Source organism: Deinococcus alpinitundrae, assembly GCF_009982895.1.
GTDB lineage: Bacteria > Deinococcota > Deinococci > Deinococcales > Deinococcaceae > Deinococcus > Deinococcus alpinitundrae.
The window spans coordinates 16,001-35,272 of record NZ_WXZL01000026.1 but is presented as its reverse complement, the minus strand read 5'-3'; the positions used below and the strand labels follow the sequence as shown (position 1 = coordinate 35,272).

The window sequence follows — 19,272 nt, the reverse complement described above, 5'->3', positions numbered from 1 at the left end:
GGGCAACTCAGCGCCAGCGTGCCGGGTGTGACAAGTTCACTCAGCGGCCCCATCAACCTCGACTGGCAGAAGCGCAACGGCGCGTGGCTGGCCGGGCAACAACGCCTGAACTGGAACGGCGACACCTTCAGCTTTGATGCCAGCAACCTCAAGACAGCGGGCGTAACGATCAATGGACAGGCCAGCTACCGCACCGACACCAGGCAGGCCAGTGTCAGGGCCACCACCGATCTGCTCGGCGAAACGCAGACGCTGGCGGGCCAGTGGACGTCGGGCCAGCCGGGCGCATTCACGGTGGGCGGACAACTCCTCAAAGCACCGCTGGCGCTGACCGCTCAGATCGCCGCCGACAACCGACTGACCGTACAGGGTCGGGGCCTGAACGGACCCATCAAAGCCAGTTTCGATCCGGCCAGCCAGCAGCTCAGCGCCCAGCTCAAACCCGTTGTGTCAGGCGTTAGCGGGCAGCTGGGCGTCTCAGGCCGCCCCAGCGATCTGACGCTCAGTGTCCGCAATGCGAAAGTCGGGCAACTGGTTTTGAACGGCCAGGGCCAAGTCAAACAGGGCCGCATTCAGGCCACCCTGACCGAAACAGGGGGCGGAGTGTTGGGTGTACAGGGGCAGCTCAACGATCTGGCTGTGAGCGCCCGGCAGTTCAAAGTCGGGCCGCTCACGCTCAGCGGGCAGGGCCAGCTTGACAGCGCGGGGCTGCGGGCCAGTCTGACCGAAACGGGCGGCGGCATGGCCAGCCTGAACACCAACCGGCAGTTCGTCGGGCGCTGGATGGTGGACGGCCTCAGTCTGGCGGGCATCTCGGCCAGCGGTAGCGGTACGGTCAATCTCGTCAAAGGGCTGGCTGGGCAACTCAGCGCCAGCGTGCCGGGTGTGACAAGTTCACTCAGCGGCCCCATCAACCTCGACTGGCAGAAGCGCAACGGCGCGTGGCTGGCCGGGCAACAGCGCCTGAACTGGAACGGCGACACCTTCAGCCTTAACGCCAGCAACCTCAATGTGCAGGACTTCCAGATCAATGGGCAAGCCAGTTACCGTACCTCGGACCGCCACGTCAGCGGGCAGTTGATCGCCAGCGGCAACGGCGTGCGCCTGGTCGCCAGCGGCGAGGGCCAGCAAGCCAGGCTCAGCGGCACCCTGCGCGGCGTTCAGGTGCAGGCGCTGAGCGACCTGAGCGCTCCCTTCACCACACGGGCCAGCTTGCTCGGCGGCCAGCTCTCCGGCACGCTGAGTTACCAGAACGGTCTCAACTTCCAGTTGCAAAGCGGCCAGCAGACGGTGAAGGGTCGCCTCGACGGGCAGAACTGGACCGTGAACGGCGGCGTGGACCTTGCGGCCCTGCGCCCGCTGCTGGGCCAGAACCAGCCCGCCCTGAGCGGCACGGCGAAGTTTGCTCTGGCCGGACTCGGCGGCACGGCGCAGGTGCAGGTCAGCGTCCTCGGCGGGCAGGTCGGCGGTACCCTGTCCCGACAGGGCGGCATCGTCACGGGGCAGCTCAGTGCCCAGCTCAGTGATCTCACGGCGGCGCTGGGCGGGCAGGTGTATCCGCAGGTGCAGCTCTCCGGCCCGCTGACCTGGCGTGGCGCGGGCGGCCCGCAGACGGTGCAGGCACGGGTCAGCGGTCCTTACGGCGACCTGCGGCTGTGGGCGGCGGGTCAGACGGCAGCCATCGATACCGGCAGCGTAAATTTGCCCGCTCAGGCGCTGCGGCTGGAAGGCAACCTGACCCCGGCACTGACCCTGAATGGCCGTTGGGGCGAGCTGGGCCTGACCTACCGGAATGGCGAAATCGCCGCCAGTGGCAGCCAGCAGCTCAGTGTCGCCGGACAGAGCGGGCAGGTCAGGGTGGACGCCACCTGGCAGCCGGATTACAGCGGCAGCCTCAGCGCAGTGGGGCAGCTCGGCGAGTACGGCTTCCGCGCCAGCGGCCCCTGGACGGCCCTCAGCGTCGACTTGAGCGGCGCAGGCCTGCGCGCCACCGGGCGGGCCAACGCCCGCACCCTTCAGTACGCGCTGAATGTCAGCGGTGCGGTGAGCGGCGTGAACGTCAGCGGCACCTTGCGCGGCCAGAAAACCGAGATCAGCGGCACCTTGAAGGCCAGCGACGCCCAGGGTGGGCAGGCCGACATCAGGGTGAATTCGCTGAGCAGCTTCACGGTCAACGCCCGCGACTTCAAACTGGCGGGCCAGACGGTGCAGGGACAGCTCAGCGTTGTCGGCGGGCAGCTCAGCGGCACGGCGCAAGTGGGGCCACTCAGCGTCAGGGCAGACAGAGGGCGCTTCACGGCATCCGGCACGCTGTACGGGCACACCCTTGACGCCAGCGGGCGGCTGAACTTGCCGTCCACGCTGAGCGAGCTGCGACTCAAGGTGAATGGCCCCTACCTCAGCGCGCAGGCCAGCGGCAGCGGCGCGGCCCTGCGCGGTAGCGTCCAGCTCAAGGCCCAGCGCTACGACCTGGCTGGCCTGAGCGCCGCGCTGCCGTCCCAGGTCTTTCCGCTGGAGGCGTCGCTCTCGCCGCCGTCGGTCAATGTGGGCGGACTCGGCTACGCGGGCGGCCAGTGGAGCGGTGCGGCGACCCTGCGCTACGCGCTGGCAGATCAGGCAGGCAAGGCCCAACCAGAAACAATCCAGAACGGCTCCCTGCGGCTGATCGGCGACGGCAATCGCCTCAGTGCCGCGCCCACCGGACTGCTCTCGGGCCGGGCGACGCTGCTGCCGCAACTCGGCGGCACCGTGCAGCTCGACCTATCGGCGCTGGAAAAATTGTTGCCGACCACGCTACCGGCCCAGGTCAGCACCAATCTGGTGCCGGGGGTGCTCAGCGCCCAGCTCTCGCCGCAGGGCGCGGCGCTCAGCCTCAGCGGCGGGCGCTGGCAGGGCGAGGTAATCAAGTTGAACGGACAGGTCGGCTGGGCCGACAAGCTCAGCGCCGACGCCGTGCTGTCGCTGCCAGATTCGCGCCTGCCCCTGCAGTACGACGGCCAGACGCTCAGCTTGAAGGGCGGGCTGCTCGACGCCCGCGTGCTCAGGCCGTTTCTGGGCGCCAACACGCCGCTCAGAGGGCAGGTGCGAGCCGACCTGAGCGTGCCGCAGCTCGACTTCGCGCAGGCCAGCGGACAGCTCGGCGTGGCCCTGACCTTGGGCGAGCAGTCGGCCAGCGGCCAGCTCGACCTGCGGGCCGGGCAGTTCGGCGGCACCCTCCGCAGCGACCTGGGCGGCTCCCCGCTCACGCTCAGCGGCGCGCTCTACCCGCAGGCCGACGCCACCTTCCGCTTTGGCGATTTGCGTGGCAGTGTTCAGGGCGACGCCCGCAGCCTGGATACCCGCACCGTCTGGACTGCCAAAGCCGCCGGGACCGTTCAGGGCCGCTCGCTGAACGCTGCCGCCACCGTCAGCCCCCAGTCGGTGACGCTCGGTGGGGTGCTGGACGGCCTGCGCCTCGATCTGAGCGCCCACTCCGGTACGGCGGGGGCAGGGCTGGCGGGCTGGACCATCGGCGGCAGCTTTAACGCCGCTGACCTGACGGCGCTGACCGGACAGTTGGGGCAGCTCAGCGGCACGCTGGAAGGCAGCCTCGCCGATGTACGGGCGCAGGCCAGCGGCCAGATCGCGGGCGTGGTGTTCACCGTTCCGGCGCGTTATCAGGGCGGCGCGCTCACGGTGCAATCAGCTACGCTGGACGCGGCGCTGGCCGGCAACCAAGCACGGGCCAGCCTCAGCGGACAGGTCTACCCGGCCCTCCAGCTAAGCGGCGGCGCAGACCTCAGCGGGCAGGCCGGCGGACACTTCGAGATCGGCGCGAGTGGAGCCTACACCGCGCCGCGCCTGACCCTTCAGGGCATGCTCGACACCGACGTGCTGGGGCTGGGCATCGGCGGCACCCGCCTGAACGCGGCACTCAGCGGCCAGGACTTCGTGGTGACGGCGCTGGGCCAGTCACTCAGCGGCCTGGCACGGGGCCGCACCGATATGCCAGGCTTTCTCCAGACGGCCCAGCTGACCCTGCACGCGCCGTACCGCAGCACAGTGGCGCAGCTCAAGCTCGACGGCCCGCTCGGCTGGGACGCCAAACGCGGCTGGAGCGGGGTGCTGAAGGTGGTGGGCGACGCGCCCGGCGGCGCACTCGATGCCGAGCTGAGCGGCAGCGGCAGCTTGGAGCTCAAGGCCAGCCTCGGCCCGGCGCAGCTCAGCGGCCAGTTGTCGGCCAGCCTGCCCACCACGCCGGGCGGCAGCCTGGAGCTGAAAACGCTCGACCTCGGCGCGTTCTGGCAGCGGCCCGATCTGCTGGGCCTCAGTGGGCGCGCAACCCTGGGCGGCGCGAGCTGGGCCAAGCTGAGCGCGGCCTTCAGCGGCCAGCTCACCGACAAGGACAATCAGCTCAGCGGCACCCTGAGCGGCCAGTACGCGGCGGGCCGAGCCGAGCTGAGCCTCGACGGTCAAGCGCTCAAAGGGTCGGCCCGTTTCGACGCGCCCGACTTCAGCGCCTCGCTCGATGCCCGGCGGGCCACGCTCTCGCGGCTGCTGCCGCCCGGACTGGGCGTCAATTCGTTGCGGCTGACCGGCACGCTCAAGGCGGCAGGGTCCACGAGGGACGGTCTGAAGACGCTCGATGCCCGTAGCCTGTTTGTCAGCGGCCAGCAGCGCGAGCTTGGCCCCTTCAATCTGAGCGGCTCGGCCACCTACGGCGGTGGGGTGGCGCGGGCCGAACTGCGCGGTCAGGTTTACGGTGGCACGCTGAGCGCTGTCGGCAGCTTTCAGAACGGCCTGCAGCTCCGGGCGCAGGGGCTGAACCTGGCCCAGTACGGCGTCAGCGCAGCCAGCGGCGAGGTTGTGCTGCGCGGTGGATATCAGAACCCAACGATCAGCGGTGTGCTGCGCGCCTCGCGGCCCGAGGGCGCGGCCACAGCCACCCTGTCGGGCCAGCTCAAGGATCCCAGCGTGCGACTCAAGGCTGAGCTGAAGGGCGCTTACAGCGGCACCGTCTACGCCGACGCCAGTCAGCTTGATCTGGCGGCCCAGACCGCCCACCTGCACCTTTACGGCACGGCGACGCAGAAGCTGGCAGCCAGCAACAAGTCGGTGGGCAGCGACTGGGTCAATTTCGATTTGCGCGGGGTGTGGCCCAAGCTCAGCGGTCAGGCCACCGCCTACCTGACCTCGCTGCGTTCGCTGGGCTTTGACGAGCCAGTGGTCCTCAGCGGCCACGGCGACGGCAGCTACGCCCTGAGCGCGGGCAGCTTGGGCAGCGGACAACTGAGTCTCGACGGCCTCAACCCGGTGGTGACGGCCAGCGCCGTTCTGACCCCACTGAAGGTGCTGGGCGTAGGGGGTCAGGGCCAGCTCAACGTCGGCCTCAGCGGACCGGTCAGTGGCCTCAGACTGGCGGCCAGCGGCACCTTCAACAACCTCACCCGCAGCGGCGTCAGCTTGCCCCCCACCGCGCTGAGCCTCACTGGACCGCTCACGGCGCTGCGCGGCGAGGTGCGCCAGGGCGGCCAGGCGGTGGGCACTTTCGACGGCCAGCAGTTCAGCTTCAATAACCTGCAAGCCACGGCGGCGGGCCTTGATCTGACAGCCAGCGGCACAGCCACGCTCGGCGGTGAACTCAAAACCCAGATCAGCGCCAGCGGAGCAGTCAGCGGGGCGGCCACGGTCAGCTACACCTCCGGGCAGCTCACGGCGGCAGGCAACCTTAAGGCAGCGGGCTTCGGCAGCACTTTCGAGATCAGCGCTGCTCAGGCCAGTGGCTGGCGCGGCACCCTCCAGCTCAGCGGCGGGCCAAGCGTCAGCGGGGTGGGACCGGTGCTGAGCGCGCCCTCACCACTGACCCTTTCGGGGCCGCTGGCTTCACCCAGACTGGCGGGCAAGCTGGAACTCGTCGGAGCCGCCGCCGAGTTGAGCGCTGGCGTGGGCGGCGCACAACTGACGCTGCGAAACGGCCCGACCACGCAGGCCAGCGGCACGCTCAGCCTGAACAGAGCGGAGGCCGGATACGTCTGGGCGGGCAGCGGGAAGCTGACGCGGCCAGAAGGCCAGCTTGACCTCGCGCTCTCCGGCGCGGCGGCGGACCCACGCGCCCAGCTCAAGTTCCGGCGCGGCCAGTGGACCGCCCAGGGCGAGGCCAGTCTGCGCACAGCCGATCTGAGCGTCTCGGACGGCCAGCACCAGGGCAAGCTGACCTACGACGGCAAGGCCCTCTCGCTGAGCGCCCCGCTGCTCGATCTGTCCGGGCTGGACATCGGCAACCTGAGCGGGCGCGTCAGCGCGGTGGGGGCCTTCAGCACGGACCTCAACGGCTCGGCCAGCCTGAGTTTCAGTGACCTGAGCAGCGGCGCGGTTCTGCCGTATTTCGAGCTGCCACTGACCGGGTCCGGCAGCGCCCAGGTGAAGTTCGCCGGAGGCGTGGGGCAAGTGCAGGCGCAGGTGCAGGCCCCCTATGGCCAGGCCACGCTCAGTCTCCAGCAGACGGGCGCGGGCAAGAGCTGGGCGGGCCGCCTGAAGGGTCAGCTCCAGAAGGGCGCGGGCCGCCTGAGCGCTGACGTGACCCTGGACGACTCGGGCGCGGGCGGTCAGGTGACTCTGCAAAATCTCCCGATTCAGGCGGCCAATCTGCAAGCTGATCTCAACGGCACGGTCACGCTCAGCGCTCAGAGCTTCACGCTGGAAGGCGAGGCCGTCAGCCCGATGGGCCGCGCCGATGTCAGCGGCGACGGCAATCTGGCCGATATCGTCCCGGCGCTCAGCCAATACACGGTGCTCAAGCCCAGCGAGGCGGGTTACCGGGTGCAGGCCGGAGTGTCGAGCTTCGATCTGGCGCAGCTCAAACTCGGCGCAGGCATCGGCGGGACCGTCAGCGGTCAGCTCACGCTCAGCCAGGGCAGCGGCAGCTTCGTGGTGAGGTCAGCCGCACTCAAGCTCGGCGACGCCAGCTTTCCCTCGCGCATCGACGGCACGCTGGCCGGGGGTGACTGGCGACTGCGCGGCTACGTCGGCAATTCCACCCTGTTCGGGGCAGTCACGGCGGGGCAGCTCAGCGTCCGCAGCCAGCTCGAAGCGCTGCCAGTGGGCAACATCATCGCCGGATTCACCGGCAAGCTGCCGGGCAACGGCATCGTCACCGGCATCGCCCGCCTCGACGCGCCGCTCTCGGATCCCTTGTCGGGCAGCGTCAATCTGGTGGCCGAGCGGGTGCGGGTCACGGCGGGCCAGGACACCCTGGTCGGCTCCGGCACGCTCGACTTTCGTAACCGCGAACTGCGCGAAATCAACTTCCAGCTCAGCGGCGCGGGCCAGTGGGACATCAGCGGCCAGTTTACCCACCAAAACGTCGACCTCAAGGCGGCCTTCACCGACACCACCTTCACCCCGGTGCTGGCCTTCGTGCCCAGTCTGAGTGACCTCTCCCCGGCGCTCAAGGGCAGCCTGACTCTCAGCGTGGGCGGCAGCTACGCCCAGCCCACCGCCTCACTCAGCGGCTCGAATCTGGTGGGCAGCGTTTCGGGACTGAATGTGACGCTGCCCAGCCTGCGCGGCAGCCTCGGCAGCGGCGGCCAGCTCACGGCCCAGGCAGCGGTGCAAGCAGCGGGCAGCATCAGCGGCGTGGGCACGCTCAGTGCCTCGGGGCAGCTCAGCGGCAGCCGTCTGAGCGGCGCGGCCCTGCGCTACCTGGGCAGTCTCAGCGCCGACGCCCTGGGCAACCTCGGCACGCTCGACGCCAGCGTGTTGCAGGCCCAGGATGCCTGGACCGTCAGCGCCACGGCCCAGCAGGGCGGCAATTTGAAGCTCAGCGGGCAGATCAGCCCCAGCTTCGATCTGACGCTGGCCGCCCGCGCGTACAATCTGCCGATTCGCAGCATCTACGCCCGCGAGAGCAGTCTCAGCGGCGACCTCAGCGCCAAATCGTCGAGCGAGCAGATTCTGGTGGGCGGCAATCTCAGCTTCGAGCGCCTAATCCTGGGCCGCCTGGGAGCCAGCAGCTTGCCCGGCACCACGAGTGGGACGGCCAGCAGCGGTGCGGCCAGTAGCTATGTCAGCCCGCTGCCCGACGAGTTGACGGTCTTTCCGAGTGAGAAGGGCGAGAAACCGCCGAGTCCCTTTTTGCAGCGCGTCGTCTTTCAGGACATCCCCATTCGCGCGCCCAACGGCATCCGGGTCGACGAGAATCTGGCCCAGGCCGAACTCTCGGCGGCGCTGACCCTGTCGGGCAGCGGGGCCGCGCCGCGCCTGAGCGGCAATGTCCGCAGCCTGCGCGGCAACCTGCTGCTGCGCGAGAACAATTTCAATCTGCAAAACGCCCAGGCCGACTTCGACGGCTCCAGCCTCTACCCAGTGTTTCGCCTGACGGCCCAGGGCCGGGTGGCCGATCAGGCGGCCCAGAGCACCATCGGGGTGCAACTTCAAGTCAACGGCTCGTTCGTGGTGCAGTCGGGCGTGCGGGCGCTGCAACTTGCCACCGAGCTCAGCTGCACCACCTGCGCCGACGCGGGGCAGTACTCGCAGGCCGAACTCTACTCGCTGCTCGCGCTCGGCACGCCCGACATCACCACTGTCGGCAGCAGCATCGGCTCGCTGGGCCAGAGTGCGGTCAGCACCGCCCTGAACGTGTTCGTGCTGGGCGAGTTGCAGCGCAACATCGCCCGCGCGCTGGGCGTGGACGTGTTCCGCATTTCCAGCAACCTGATCACGCCGGAAGGCAACCTCGACGCCAAGTTCACGGTGGGCACCTACCTGAGTAAGCAGTTCTACGTGCAGTATCAGGTCGATCTGACTGGCAAGGGCCTGTTCGACGCCACCTACACCACCCCCGACAACCGCTTTACCTTCCGCGCCAGCACCCCCATCAGCGGCCTGGATTTGCAGAGCGTGCGGCCCTCGTTCTCGGTGGGCTATAACCTCGGTGCCCGCAGCAGCCTGACGCTGGGCGTACAGTCGGGCCTCAGCACCCGCTTCTCGGTGGGCTATCTCTACAGGTGGTAGGGAGCGAGCAGAACAAAGCCGCGCCCCGAGTTCCAGGGCGCGGCTTTGTTGAGTGGTAGTTTTTTAGTGGCTCAGGCTGGCGCGGGGTTCGAGCGCGTAAAAGGCCACCACCGCGACCAGGGTACCGACCCAGCCTGGGGCGCTGCCCAGTTCCAAGCTGAATTCGCGGCCCAGCACAGTGCTGCCCAGGCGGCCTTCGAGCTTCTCGCCGGTCTGCTGCGCCGAGATGTTCCAGCCGACAATCGGCGCGCCGAGGTAGCCGGTGACCCGGTCCACGCCGCGCAGCGACAGGGTTTCCTTGCCCACGTTGCCGCGCAGTTCGCCGTCTTGCAGCTCGATCTTCACGCTCTCGTCGCCCACCGTTCCGGCCACGCCGCGCTCGGTAATTTCGAGGTCAATATCCTTGCCGCTGAGCTTGCCGCCCGCACGGCCCACAATCTTGTCGCCGTCGATGGCGCAGCGGATGGTATAGCCATCCGCGCCGCCGAGGCGTCCTTTGAGCAAATCGTCCATGCGCAGCAGTATAGAGGCAAGTTGGGCTGCGGCAAGCGCTGCGACCCGCCCCGCCCGCTCTCAGTACACGGCATTGAGTTCCAGCCGCCCGGTGTAGTGCTGGTACTCGACGTTGAGCAGGTAGGTGCCTGCTTCACCGGAGCCGTTCATATCGAGTGACCAATTCCCCTGCCTGCACAGCACGGCGCTGAGTTCGGTGCCGTCAGGAGCCAGCAGACGCAGGGTAGCCTGGCCGCTTCGGCCCTGGCAACCGCCGGTGACGGTCAGCTTGCCCGTTTGGTAGGTCCGGAACGGATAACTGCTCTGCCCCTGAGCATTGAGCAGGTACAGCGGCGTGAAGGTCGCTGCCCCCGCCCGAAGTCCGAAGGTGAAGTACAACACCGCCACCGCCACCGCCAGCACCACCAAGACAACACGCATCAGCTCACATTCTAACGGATTTCAGGAGCGTGCATCATGGCGCCGCTCACCCCCCCACCGGGGGCCTACCGGGGGCGGTGACAGACAAAGCCATCACCGGCAGCTTGGTGTCTCTTGTACACTCTCAAGCATGACTGCCTTTGCTCCCGACCGCCCGCTGCGCGCCGCCGTGATCGGCAGCGGCCCCAGCGGCATCTACGCCGCCGACGCGCTGCTCAAGCAAGTTCAGGTGCCGGTGGAGGTGGACGTCTTTGACCGCCTGCCCACCCCCTACGGCCTGGTGCGCTACGGCGTCGCGCCCGACCATCTCAAGATCAAATCGGTGACGGCCCTCTTCCAGAAAGTGCTGAGCGATGCGCGGGTGCGCTTCCTGGGCAACGTCGAACTCGGCAAGGACCTCAGCGCCGACGACCTCCAGGCGCACTACGACGCCGTGATCTACACCGTGGGAGCCTCTTCGGACCGGCGGCTAAACGTACCGGGCGAAGATCTGGGCGGCAGCCTCAGCGCCACCGAGTTCGTCGCCTGGTACAACGGCCACCCCGACGCCGCCGCCCGCGAGATGTTGCTGCACGCCTCGGGCGTGGCGGTGGTGGGCGCGGGCAACGTGGCGCTGGACGTGGCGCGCATCCTGGCCAAGACGGCGGGCGAGCTGCACGACTCCGACATCGCGCCGCACGCCCTCGCGGCCCTGGAGCATTCGAAGGTCGAGGACGTGTACCTGCTCTCGCGGCGCGGCCCGCTGCAAGCCAAGTTCACGACCAAGGAGCTGCGCGAGTTCGGTGAGCTGGCGGGCGCGGACGTGGTGGTGCTGCCCGGCGAGATTGCCGTCAGCGACGAGGACTACGCGGCCATCAGCGACAACGTGGTGAAGCGCAACGTGGATGTGCTGCGCGAGTTCGCCGCCAAGGTGCCGCAGGGCCAGCCCCGGCGGGTCCACCTGCGCTTTCTGGTGTCGCCCGTCGAACTGATCGGCGACGCCGGAGGGCAGGTGTCCGGGATCCGCATCGAGAAAAACCGTCTGGACGAGCAGGGCAACGCGGTGGGTACCGGCGAGTTCGAGGTGCTTCCAGTGCAGATGGTGCTGCGCAGCGTGGGCTACAAGGGCGTGGCGCTCAGTGGTGTACCGTTCGACGACAAGCGCGGGGTAATTCCCAACACGCGGGGCCGAATCGAGCACCGCAGCGGCGAGTACACCGCCGGATGGATCAAGCGCGGTCCCAGCGGCGTCATCGGCACCAACAAGGCTGACGCTGCCGAGACAGTGGCAGCCCTGCTCGAAGACGCGCCGAACCTGACCCCAGCGCCCCAGGCAAGCCGCGCCGCCGTGGACGCGCTGCTGGCCGCCCGGCAGGTGGACGTGGTGAGCCTGGAGGATTACCTGAGACTCGACGCCCACGAGTTGAGCAGCGGGCAGGCGGCAGGCCGCCCCCGGCTCAAGGTGGCCCACCGGGGAGCGATGTTCGACGTGATCCGGGGCGGGCGCTGAAGCACGGCAGGTGGACGACCCCCTCAAGCTGATTCTCGCGCCGCTGGCAGGAGCGCTGATCCGAAAGCAGAGACGATTTTGTTGCTCTCGACGTCTTCGCCGAGGCGCTTCAGAACGTTCCAGAAGAGACTGCGCCGGGATGGTGGGCTTGTTGTCGCCCCCAGCTTCTGGTGGCTGTGCCTGTGGGTCGGCAGACGAGGTGGCATGGCAGGTGAAGGCCATCGTCCGGACCCTGCAACTGCCCGCACCTCTATTTGTCAGTTCGGTGAACCGTCAGCCGGGTGTGGCAACCCTGGACGTGCTGGTTAAGGTGGCGACGTGGCTGCGCTGTCAGAATTACAAACTACTGTTGATCGACACTGGCGCTGAAGAGTATCTACCCTTCCCATTTGGACTTGAGTGGCTCAGCGACCCCTTCCGGGTGACGCCTTCCCTTTCGCTCGCTGCGCGCCTGATTTAATGTGGGCATGTCGCTCCCGTTCGCCGCCCCCACCGATGTGCTGATCGTCGGCGCGGGGCCAGCGGGCCTGCACGCCGCCTTCTACGTAGGGCTGCGCGGCCTGAGCGTGCGCCTCATCGACGCCCATTCGGAAGTCGGCGGCCAGCTCAGCGCACTGTATCCCGACAAGCTGGTGTACGACCTTCCGGGATCGCCCTCGGCCCGCGCCGCCGACATCGTGGCCGCGCTCAAAGCCCAGCTCGCTCCCTTCGGGCCGGACTACCGTCTGAACGAACTGGCACAGACGCTGACCGAGACGGCGGACGGCTGGACCGTCACGACGGACTGCGGCGCGTACCCGGCCCACGCCGTAATCGTGGCAGCGGGAATGGGCGCACTGCTGCCGCGTGAGGTCCGGCTCGGTGACCAGCACCCCGACGTGCGGACCGGGCTGGCGGAACCGTCCACGTTTGAAGGCCGGGCCGTGCTGATCGTGGGCGGCGTGCCGCAGGCGGTGCAGGCCGCGCTCGACCTGACGGCAGCGGACGCACGGGTCACCCTGACGCACCGCCGGGCACTGTTTCGCGGCAGCCCGGCGCAGCTGGCCCAGCTTGAGACACTGAGACAGTCGGGGCATCTGAACATTCAGGCACCCACCGAGGTGGAGCAGTTGGACGAAACGGGCGCTTGGCTGCGCACCGGGGTCGACCTCCGGCACGTTGCCGCAGACAGTGTGTACGTTGCCAACGGGCACCTGCCGGATCTGTCGGCACTGCAACGCTGGCCGCTCGGCTGGCAGGGCGAGTACATTCCGGTAGATGCGGCGCAGATGACCCGGCTGCCCGGCGTGTTCGTAGCGGGCGACGTGAGCCTTTCAGGAGGCGACTTTAAGCTGCTCTCAGTGGGGCTAGCGCAGGCGGCGCTGGCTGCCAATCACGCGGCCCATCATGTCAATCCGGCACTGAAGGCCAGGCCAGGGCACAGCAGTGACCGGCGGCTGCCGCAGCCCGGCGAGTGAAGCGGGCCACCTGAACTTGGCGGCGCTCAGCTTACTCGCGAGGTCAGTTCGGGGAGTCCAGACGTACCCAGCAGCCCGCTGTGCGTCCGGGGCCGCAAGCCTTCGGCACGAATCAAGCGGCGCACTTCCTGGCAGCGGCAGGTGGGATACGTGCAGAGCATGCCCTCGGGATGGGCGGCCAGGAAAGTCCGCACACCGTCGACCAGATCGCGCACCCGGTAAGCGCCGAGCTGGGCGCGGCCCACCGTGACCTGCTTGCCCTGTACATACGGCGCGATGTTCTCGAAATCTGCCGAGCAGTTGGGAAAGGCAGTCGGCACCACGTTGCCGCCCAGCGGCACATAGCGGGTCAGCAGCGGCACCCCGGCCAGGTATTCGCCGTAGTGCAAAGTGGTGTTGCTCGAATGGTCCACGCCCAGCAGCAGCGCCACCGCATCGAGGTCGTAGAGCGCGCCGATGGGGCCGTAGGGACTTTCGAGCGACTGCGCCTCAACGATGGCGCGGGCCTGCTTACCGATCGCCACGAAACTCAGCGCCGGATGAAACGACCGCAGCGCGTCTGCCTGCTCGACCATCAGTTGCGGCACCCGCCCGATATCGCGGCTGACCCGCGTATCGCGGGCAAAACTGGCGTAGACGGACGAGGTGGGTGAGCGCAGCAGGGTCGCGTAGGTGAAGGCCGGAGCGCTCAGCGTGGCGGTGTGGCGCCTGAGTTCTTCCAGGAGCGCCACCGCCCCACCCTCAACCTGCCCGAACGAGCGCAGGCTGGCATGCACGATGGCGTGCTGGGTACCGTCCAGGCCCAGCCCCGCCAACCCCTCGGCGAGCATGGCAGCCGTGACCTGGGGGCGGCGCAGCATGTTAAGCATCGTTTCCAGTCTAGCGCGAAAGCCCGCCGCCGCCCAAACGCTTACGTGTATTTTTAAAGCTTTCGGCAAGTCGTGCTGGGTTTGCGCCGGGCTGCCACGAAAAAGCCGCCGCAGTGACGCGGCGACCCTTTTCCCGGTTCTTTCGTGCTGCCTTGATTACTTGACGAACAGCATCTGACGGTAAGTCGGCATGGGCCAGTGTTTGGCGGCCACGACTTTTTCGAGCTTGTCGGCGGCCAGGCGCACGGCTTGCATGGCGGGCAGCACATTGCTCTGCATGTGGTGGGCCTTGTCGTGAATTTCCTCGCCGCCCTCCGCCGCGTTCTCCTCGCGCAACTTGCACACGGCGTCGTACATTTCGTCGGCAGCGGCGGCCACTTCCTCCGAGATGGCGGCGGCAGCCTTGCCCTGCTTGATACCGCTCAGCTCGGCCAGGTACGCCAGCGCGGCGGGCATGATCTGGGTGGCGGCCACCGATTCGGTGGTCTCGCCCTCGATGTTGACGGTCTTGAAATAGATGTCGTACATGATTTCCTGACGGGCCGCCAGTTCACGGTCACTCAGGACGCTGTACCGGGCGAACAGCTCGGCATTCTTGGCGTCGGTCAGGTGCGCGATGGCGTCGAGGCTGGTGCGCATATTGAGCAGACCCCGCCCGTGTTCGGCCTCCTGGTGCCATTCGTCGGCGTAGCCGTCGCCGTTGAAGACAACCCGCTTGTGGGCGTCGTAAGTGGCCCGGACGAGTTCGCCCACCGCCGACTGAAGGTCCATGCCGCCGTCGAGCTTGGCCTTGAGGTCGGCGGTGAGGGCCTGCACCGCGTCGGCCACGATGGTGTTGAGCACCGTGATCGGAAAGGAGATGCTCTGCGAGCTGCCCACTGCCCGGAACTCGAACTTGTTGCCGGTAAAGGCAAACGGGCTGGTGCGGTTGCGGTCCCCGGCGTGGCGCGGAATCTGCGGCAGCACGCTCGAACCCAGGCCCAGGAACCCGGCGACCTGGCCGCGTCCGCCCTGGCCGCTGGAAATGCGGTCGAGGATCTCAGTGAGTTCGCTGCCCAGGAAGATGCTGATGATGGCGGGCGGCGCTTCGTTGGCTCCCAGGCGGTGGTCGTTGCTGGCCGAGGCCACGCTGATGCGCAGCAGATCCTGGTGATCGTCGACCGCCTTGATGACCGCCGAGCAGAAGAACAGAAACTGCAAGTTTTCGTGCGGGGTCGCGCCGGGTTCGAGCAGGTTGTCGCCCAGATCGGTGCCCATGCTCCAGTTGCAGTGCTTGCCCGAGCCGTTGATGCCCGCGAAGGGCTTTTCGTGCATCAGGGCCACCAGACCGTATTTGCGGGCGGTGTTGCGCAGAATCTGCATGGTCAGTTGCTGGTGGTCGGCGGCCACGTTGCTCTGCTCGTAGATCGGAGCGATCTCGAACTGGCCCGGCGCGACCTCGTTGTGGCGGGTCTTGACCGGAATGCCCAGGGCGTAGAGCTGCGTCTCGGCGTCGGTCATGAAACTCAGTACCCGGTCAGGGATCGCACCGAAGTAGTGGTCTTCGAGTTCCTGGCCACGCGGCGGCTTGGCCCCGAAGAGAGTCCGGCCCGTCATCACCAGATCGGGGCGGCGGTAGAAATAGTCCTCGTCGATCAGAAAGTATTCCTGCTCCGCGCCGAGGCTGCTGCTGACTCGGCCCACCGGCGTCTCGAAGAGATTGAGCGCCGGAACCACTGCCTTGTTGAGTGCCTCGATCGAGCGCAACAGGGGCGTCTTGAGGTCGAGCGCCTCGCCGGTCCAGGATGCGAAGGCGGTGGGAATACACAGGGTCGCGCCGTTGGCGTGGCGCATGATAAAGGCCGGGCTGCTCGGGTCCCAGGCGGTGTAACCGCGCGCCTCGAAAGTGGCCCTGAGGCCCCCCGAGGGAAAGCTGGAGGCGTCAGGCTCGGCCTGAATCAGCTCGCTGCCGGAAAACTGAGCGAGTGCGGTGCCGTCACTGCTCGGCGACAGAAAGCTGTCGTGTTTCTCGGCGGTCCCGCCAGTGAGCGGCTGAAACCAGTGGGTATAGTGGGTCGCTCCCTTGTCCATCGCCCAGGTCTTCATGGCGAGCGCCACCGCATCGGCAATCTTGGGATCGAGCGGGTCGCCGCGTTCCAGCGTGGCCTGGAGGCTCTTGAACATTGGCTTCGATAAGCGCTGGCGCAGGGTTTCGAGCGTCAGCACGTCCGAGCCGAAGACCTCGCCGATCATCTGACTGGGGGTGTAGTGCTGCTCCACATCCACGCGCCAGTTGCGCGCCGCCGCGACGACTTCAAAATCTTGATTCATCTGGGTTCTCCTTGAATGAAGGGGGATCGGGGTCAGCACAGCGAAAATGTCTTCTGTCAGCTGGGACTTTCGGTCACTGGAGCTGAGTATAGACGCGGCGAGAAAAAAGCGTCAACAATTTGTCAGACAACTTGCAGATTCTCTGGTGCATGGCGAGTGCTGGAGTTACCTGGAGCGCGCTTTGCCCACTCCGACCTGCACAAGGTTCCAGATTTGCTGATACATTCTGCAAGTTGTTCCCGGTTGTCGAAATGCGCCGAGCGCCCGGTTCCGCCAGCTTGCCCGGCGCGGGAGCCAGCCGCTAGTCTGGGCCTGACCGCTGCCTTCAATTTCCAAGCTGGTGCCGATTTTCATTTCATACTTCGACTGGCGGACCCGCGCGGCGTGCATTCCCGGCGCTCCCCCGGCCCTCACTTCACTCCCGCGAGGCTTCTGCATGACTGACCACCCGCTCCCGCCCACCCAGGCCCAAGTGCTGGAACTGCTTCAGGAAGGCCGGGTCAATTTTTTGCGCCTGCAATTTACCGACATCCTCGGCACCATCAAGAACATCGAGGTGCCGCGCAGCCAGTTCGAGAAAGCGCTCTCCGGCGGCGTGATGTTCGACGGCTCCTCGATTCAGGGCTTTACTCGTATCGAGGAATCCGACATGCTCCTCGCGCCCGACCTCTCCACCTTTCTGATCTATCCGCAGTTCTCGCGTGAGGAGGGCGAGCGCGGCAAGGTGGCCCGCATCATCTGTGACGTGAATCTGCCGAGCGGCGAGCCGTTTTCCGGCGATCCCCGAACCGTGCTCAAGCGCCAGATCGCCCGCGCTGCCGAGGCGGGCCTGACCCTCTACGCGGGTACCGAGCCGGAGTTCTTCCTCTTCGAGCGCGGTGAGGACGGGCGCGGCACCACCCGCACCGGCGACCACGCCGGGTACTTCGATCTGGCCCCACTCGACAAGGGCGAGCGGCTGCGCCGGGAAATCGCCAACAAGCTCGTCGAAATGGGTTTTGAAATCGAGGGCGCCCACCACGAGGCCGCACCGGGTCAGCACGAGATCGATTTCCGCTACCAGGACGCCCTAGCCGCCGCCGACGCCATCAGCACCTTCAAGTTCGTGGTCAAGCGGGTGGCGCTGGAATACGGCCTGCTGGCCAGCTTCCTGCCCAAGCCGGTGGCCGGGGTCAACGGCTCGGGGCTGCATGTTCACCTCTCACTGTTCAAAGACGGCCACAACACCTTCTACGATCCGGCAGGCGAGTTCGAACTCTCCGACACGGCCCTGCACTTCATCGGCGGCCTGCTCGAACACGCGCCGGGCATGTGCGCCGTGACCAACCCGACAGTCAACTCGTTCAAGCGGCTGGTGCCAGGCTTCGAAGCGCCGGTCAACGTGGCCTGGAGCACCTCCAACCGCTCGGCGCTGGTGCGGGTTCCGGCCAAGCGCGCCAACTCCACGCGCGCCGAATTCCGGCTGCCCGATCCGAGTTGCAATCCGTATCTGGCGCTGGCCGTGATGCTGGCGGCGGGCCTCGACGGCATCGCCCAGAAAACCGTGCCGCCGCCGGCCATCCAGCGCAACATCTACCAGATGACGGTGCGCGAGAAGCGCCACCACCGGGTACGCGAGCTGCCGCGCGACCTCTACGACGCACTCGACAGCCTGGAGCGCGACGAGGTGATCTCGGCGGCGCTGGGCGACCACGCGCTCGAACACTACCTGCGCGCCAAGCGGGCCGAGTGGCGCAGTTACGCCGCCGTGGTGCATCCCTGGGAAATCGAGCAGTACCTCGATCTGGTCTGAGCTTCTTGCGCTCAGGCCACCATTCCCCGGCCACCCGCGACACCGCCACATGATCATTGGACCGGTAAAGCAGTGAGAATTGCTCAAACTGGAATCAGAAAGCAATAACATCCCAGAATTTCATCCTTGTCTTAAGAACTATTGCGGGATAGGGGATGAGCTTTGCATTGACATCTCTTTAAGTTGCTCTTAGACTGTCGGGAGTTCCCACAACACCTGTGCTTAGCTTGAGCGGCACCTGGAGGCTTATGAAGAAGACCAGCATTCTCGCCCTGACCCTGCTTGGCAGCTTGACCCTTGGTGCGGCCAGCGCCCAGACCTCACTCAAGATCGCCAGCATCTCCCCCCTCTCCGGCGGTCAGTCCGACCTCGGAACCCAGATCAAGAACGGCGCGCAGCTGGCCGTCAACGAGTACGTGGCCCAGTTCAAGAAGCTCGGCTTCGATCTGAGCCTCACCGGCTACGACGACCAGGCTGACCCGGCCACCGGCACCGCCGCCGCCCGCAAGATCGCCGCCGACACCAGCATTCTGGCCGTCGTGGGCACGCTCAACTCCGGCGTGGCAATTCCGTCCAGCGCTGCGCTCGCGCCCAGCCACGTGGCGATGGTCAGCCCGGCCAACACCGCCAACCAAGTCACTGACCGGGGCCTGAAGAACATGAACCGTATCGTCGCCCGTGACGACGCGCAGGGTCCGGCCGGAGCCAACTTCATGGTCAGCAAGCTCAAGTCCAAGAGCGTCTACCTGCTCAACGACAAGACCGCTTACGGCGAGGGTCTGGTCGCGGAAGTCAAGAAGGCCCTTCAGGCCAAGAACGTCAAGATTTCCGGCGATGAGGGCACCGAGGAAAAGAGCGACTTCTCGGCCATCATTCAGAAGATCAAGCTGACCAAGCCTGACGCTATCTACTTCGGCGGCATCTACAACCAGATCGGCGTGTTCGTCAAGCAGCTGCGCGAGCAGGGCGTGATGATTCCCCTGGTCGGCGGCGACGGCCTGGACAGCGAGCAGATGGTCACCATCGGCGGCAAGGGCTCCGACAACGTCTTCTACACCACCGTCGCGGCCCCCGCCGACGCGCTGCCCTCGGCCAAGAAGGTTGCCGACGCCTATAGCAAGACCTACGGCAAGGACATCCAGGGCTTCGGCATCTTCGGCTACGACGCGGCCAAGGTGGTGCTGCAAGGTGTCTTGCTGGCTGCCAAAGACAACGGCAACAAGCTGCCGAGCCGCGAGCAGGTCGAGACCGCCATGCGCAAGGTGCGCGCCACCGGCCTGCTCTCTGGCACCGTGCAGTTCAACAGCATGGGCGACCGCAAAGCAGCCAAGATGTACATCATGAGCATCAACAACGGCAAGTTCAGCCTCAACTCCACCCTCAACGTCAAGGCTCCGGTCAACTGAGCCTTTGGGGCCTCACGGCCTCGAA

At 66.9% G+C, this 19,272-nt stretch carries 10 protein-coding genes; 6 read left to right on the top strand and 4 right to left on the bottom strand.

The genetic code is table 11. The annotated features are described in order from the left end of the window. The first annotated feature begins 27 nt into the window (after positions 1-27). Positions 28-8,991, top strand: a complete 8,964-nt coding sequence (locus GUI70_RS18345; protein WP_237725024.1) for a translocation/assembly module TamB domain-containing protein — start codon at positions 28-30, stop codon at positions 8,989-8,991. 63 nt (positions 8,992-9,054) lie between these two features. Here the strand turns inward: GUI70_RS18345 and GUI70_RS18340 are convergent, their stop codons facing one another. Then, positions 9,055-9,504, bottom strand: coding sequence for a hypothetical protein (locus GUI70_RS18340; protein ID WP_161883766.1), 450 nt, complete (start codon positions 9,502-9,504; stop codon positions 9,055-9,057). A gap of 60 nt (positions 9,505-9,564) precedes the next feature. Continuing rightward, a complete protein-coding gene (locus GUI70_RS18335; protein ID WP_161883765.1) occupies positions 9,565-9,924 on the bottom strand; it encodes a hypothetical protein in 360 nt (119 codons plus the stop codon). A 130-nt stretch (positions 9,925-10,054) separates the two neighbouring features. On the opposite strand from GUI70_RS18335, the gene GUI70_RS18330 reads away from it, so the two are divergent. The 3 genes from GUI70_RS18330 to GUI70_RS18320 all read left to right on the top strand — a co-directional run bounded on the left by GUI70_RS18330 (position 10,055) and on the right by GUI70_RS18320 (position 12,870). Further along, the gene (locus GUI70_RS18330) at positions 10,055-11,413 is read left to right on the top strand and encodes an FAD-dependent oxidoreductase (protein WP_161883764.1); all 1,359 of its coding nucleotides are present in this window, start codon (positions 10,055-10,057) and stop codon (positions 11,411-11,413) included. A gap of 211 nt (positions 11,414-11,624) precedes the next feature. Further along, positions 11,625-11,873, top strand: coding sequence for a hypothetical protein (locus GUI70_RS18325; RefSeq protein ID WP_161883763.1), 249 nt, complete (start codon positions 11,625-11,627; stop codon positions 11,871-11,873). A gap of 7 nt (positions 11,874-11,880) precedes the next feature. Further along, the gene (locus tag GUI70_RS18320; RefSeq protein ID WP_161883762.1) at positions 11,881-12,870 is read left to right on the top strand and encodes an NAD(P)/FAD-dependent oxidoreductase; all 990 of its coding nucleotides are present in this window, start codon (positions 11,881-11,883) and stop codon (positions 12,868-12,870) included. 26 nt (positions 12,871-12,896) lie between these two features. Here GUI70_RS18320 and GUI70_RS18315 read toward each other — a convergent pair whose 3' ends face one another. Next, positions 12,897-13,739: an AAC(3) family N-acetyltransferase gene (locus GUI70_RS18315; protein ID WP_161883761.1), complete on the bottom strand. Its 843-nt coding sequence runs from the start codon at positions 13,737-13,739 to the stop codon at positions 12,897-12,899. Positions 13,740-13,895: 156 nt separating this feature from the next. Further along, positions 13,896-16,049 (bottom strand): glutamine synthetase III family protein, encoded by a 2,154-nt coding sequence (locus GUI70_RS18310; protein WP_161883760.1) that lies wholly within the window; start codon positions 16,047-16,049, stop codon positions 13,896-13,898. Positions 16,050-16,485: 436 nt separating this feature from the next. Here GUI70_RS18310 and GUI70_RS18305 point away from each other — a divergent pair, with 436 nt between their 5' ends. Beyond that, positions 16,486-17,841: a glutamine synthetase family protein gene (locus tag GUI70_RS18305; RefSeq protein ID WP_161883759.1), complete on the top strand. Its 1,356-nt coding sequence runs from the start codon at positions 16,486-16,488 to the stop codon at positions 17,839-17,841. A gap of 248 nt (positions 17,842-18,089) precedes the next feature. Continuing rightward, entirely contained in the window at positions 18,090-19,247 is a 1,158-nt protein-coding gene (locus GUI70_RS18300; RefSeq protein WP_161883758.1) for a branched-chain amino acid ABC transporter substrate-binding protein, read from the top strand. Positions 19,248-19,272: the final 25 nt, after the last annotated feature.

What these genes read in the sequence shown, in the direction of transcription:
- GUI70_RS18335 (WP_161883765.1), bottom strand. Translation starts at nt 9,924, where the DNA reads ATGCGTGTTGTCTTGGTGGTGCTGGCGGTGGCGGTGGCGGTGTTGTAC.
- GUI70_RS18320 (WP_161883762.1), top strand. Translation starts at nt 11,881, where the DNA reads ATGTCGCTCCCGTTCGCCGCCCCCACCGATGTGCTGATCGTCGGCGCG.
- GUI70_RS18300 (WP_161883758.1), top strand. Translation starts at nt 18,090, where the DNA reads ATGAAGAAGACCAGCATTCTCGCCCTGACCCTGCTTGGCAGCTTGACC.
- GUI70_RS18315 (WP_161883761.1), bottom strand. Translation starts at nt 13,739, where the DNA reads ATGCTTAACATGCTGCGCCGCCCCCAGGTCACGGCTGCCATGCTCGCC.
- GUI70_RS18340 (WP_161883766.1), bottom strand. Translation starts at nt 9,504, where the DNA reads ATGGACGATTTGCTCAAAGGACGCCTCGGCGGCGCGGATGGCTATACC.
- GUI70_RS18330 (WP_161883764.1), top strand. Translation starts at nt 10,055, where the DNA reads ATGACTGCCTTTGCTCCCGACCGCCCGCTGCGCGCCGCCGTGATCGGC.
- GUI70_RS18310 (WP_161883760.1), bottom strand. Translation starts at nt 16,049, where the DNA reads ATGAATCAAGATTTTGAAGTCGTCGCGGCGGCGCGCAACTGGCGCGTG.
- GUI70_RS18305 (WP_161883759.1), top strand. Translation starts at nt 16,486, where the DNA reads ATGACTGACCACCCGCTCCCGCCCACCCAGGCCCAAGTGCTGGAACTG.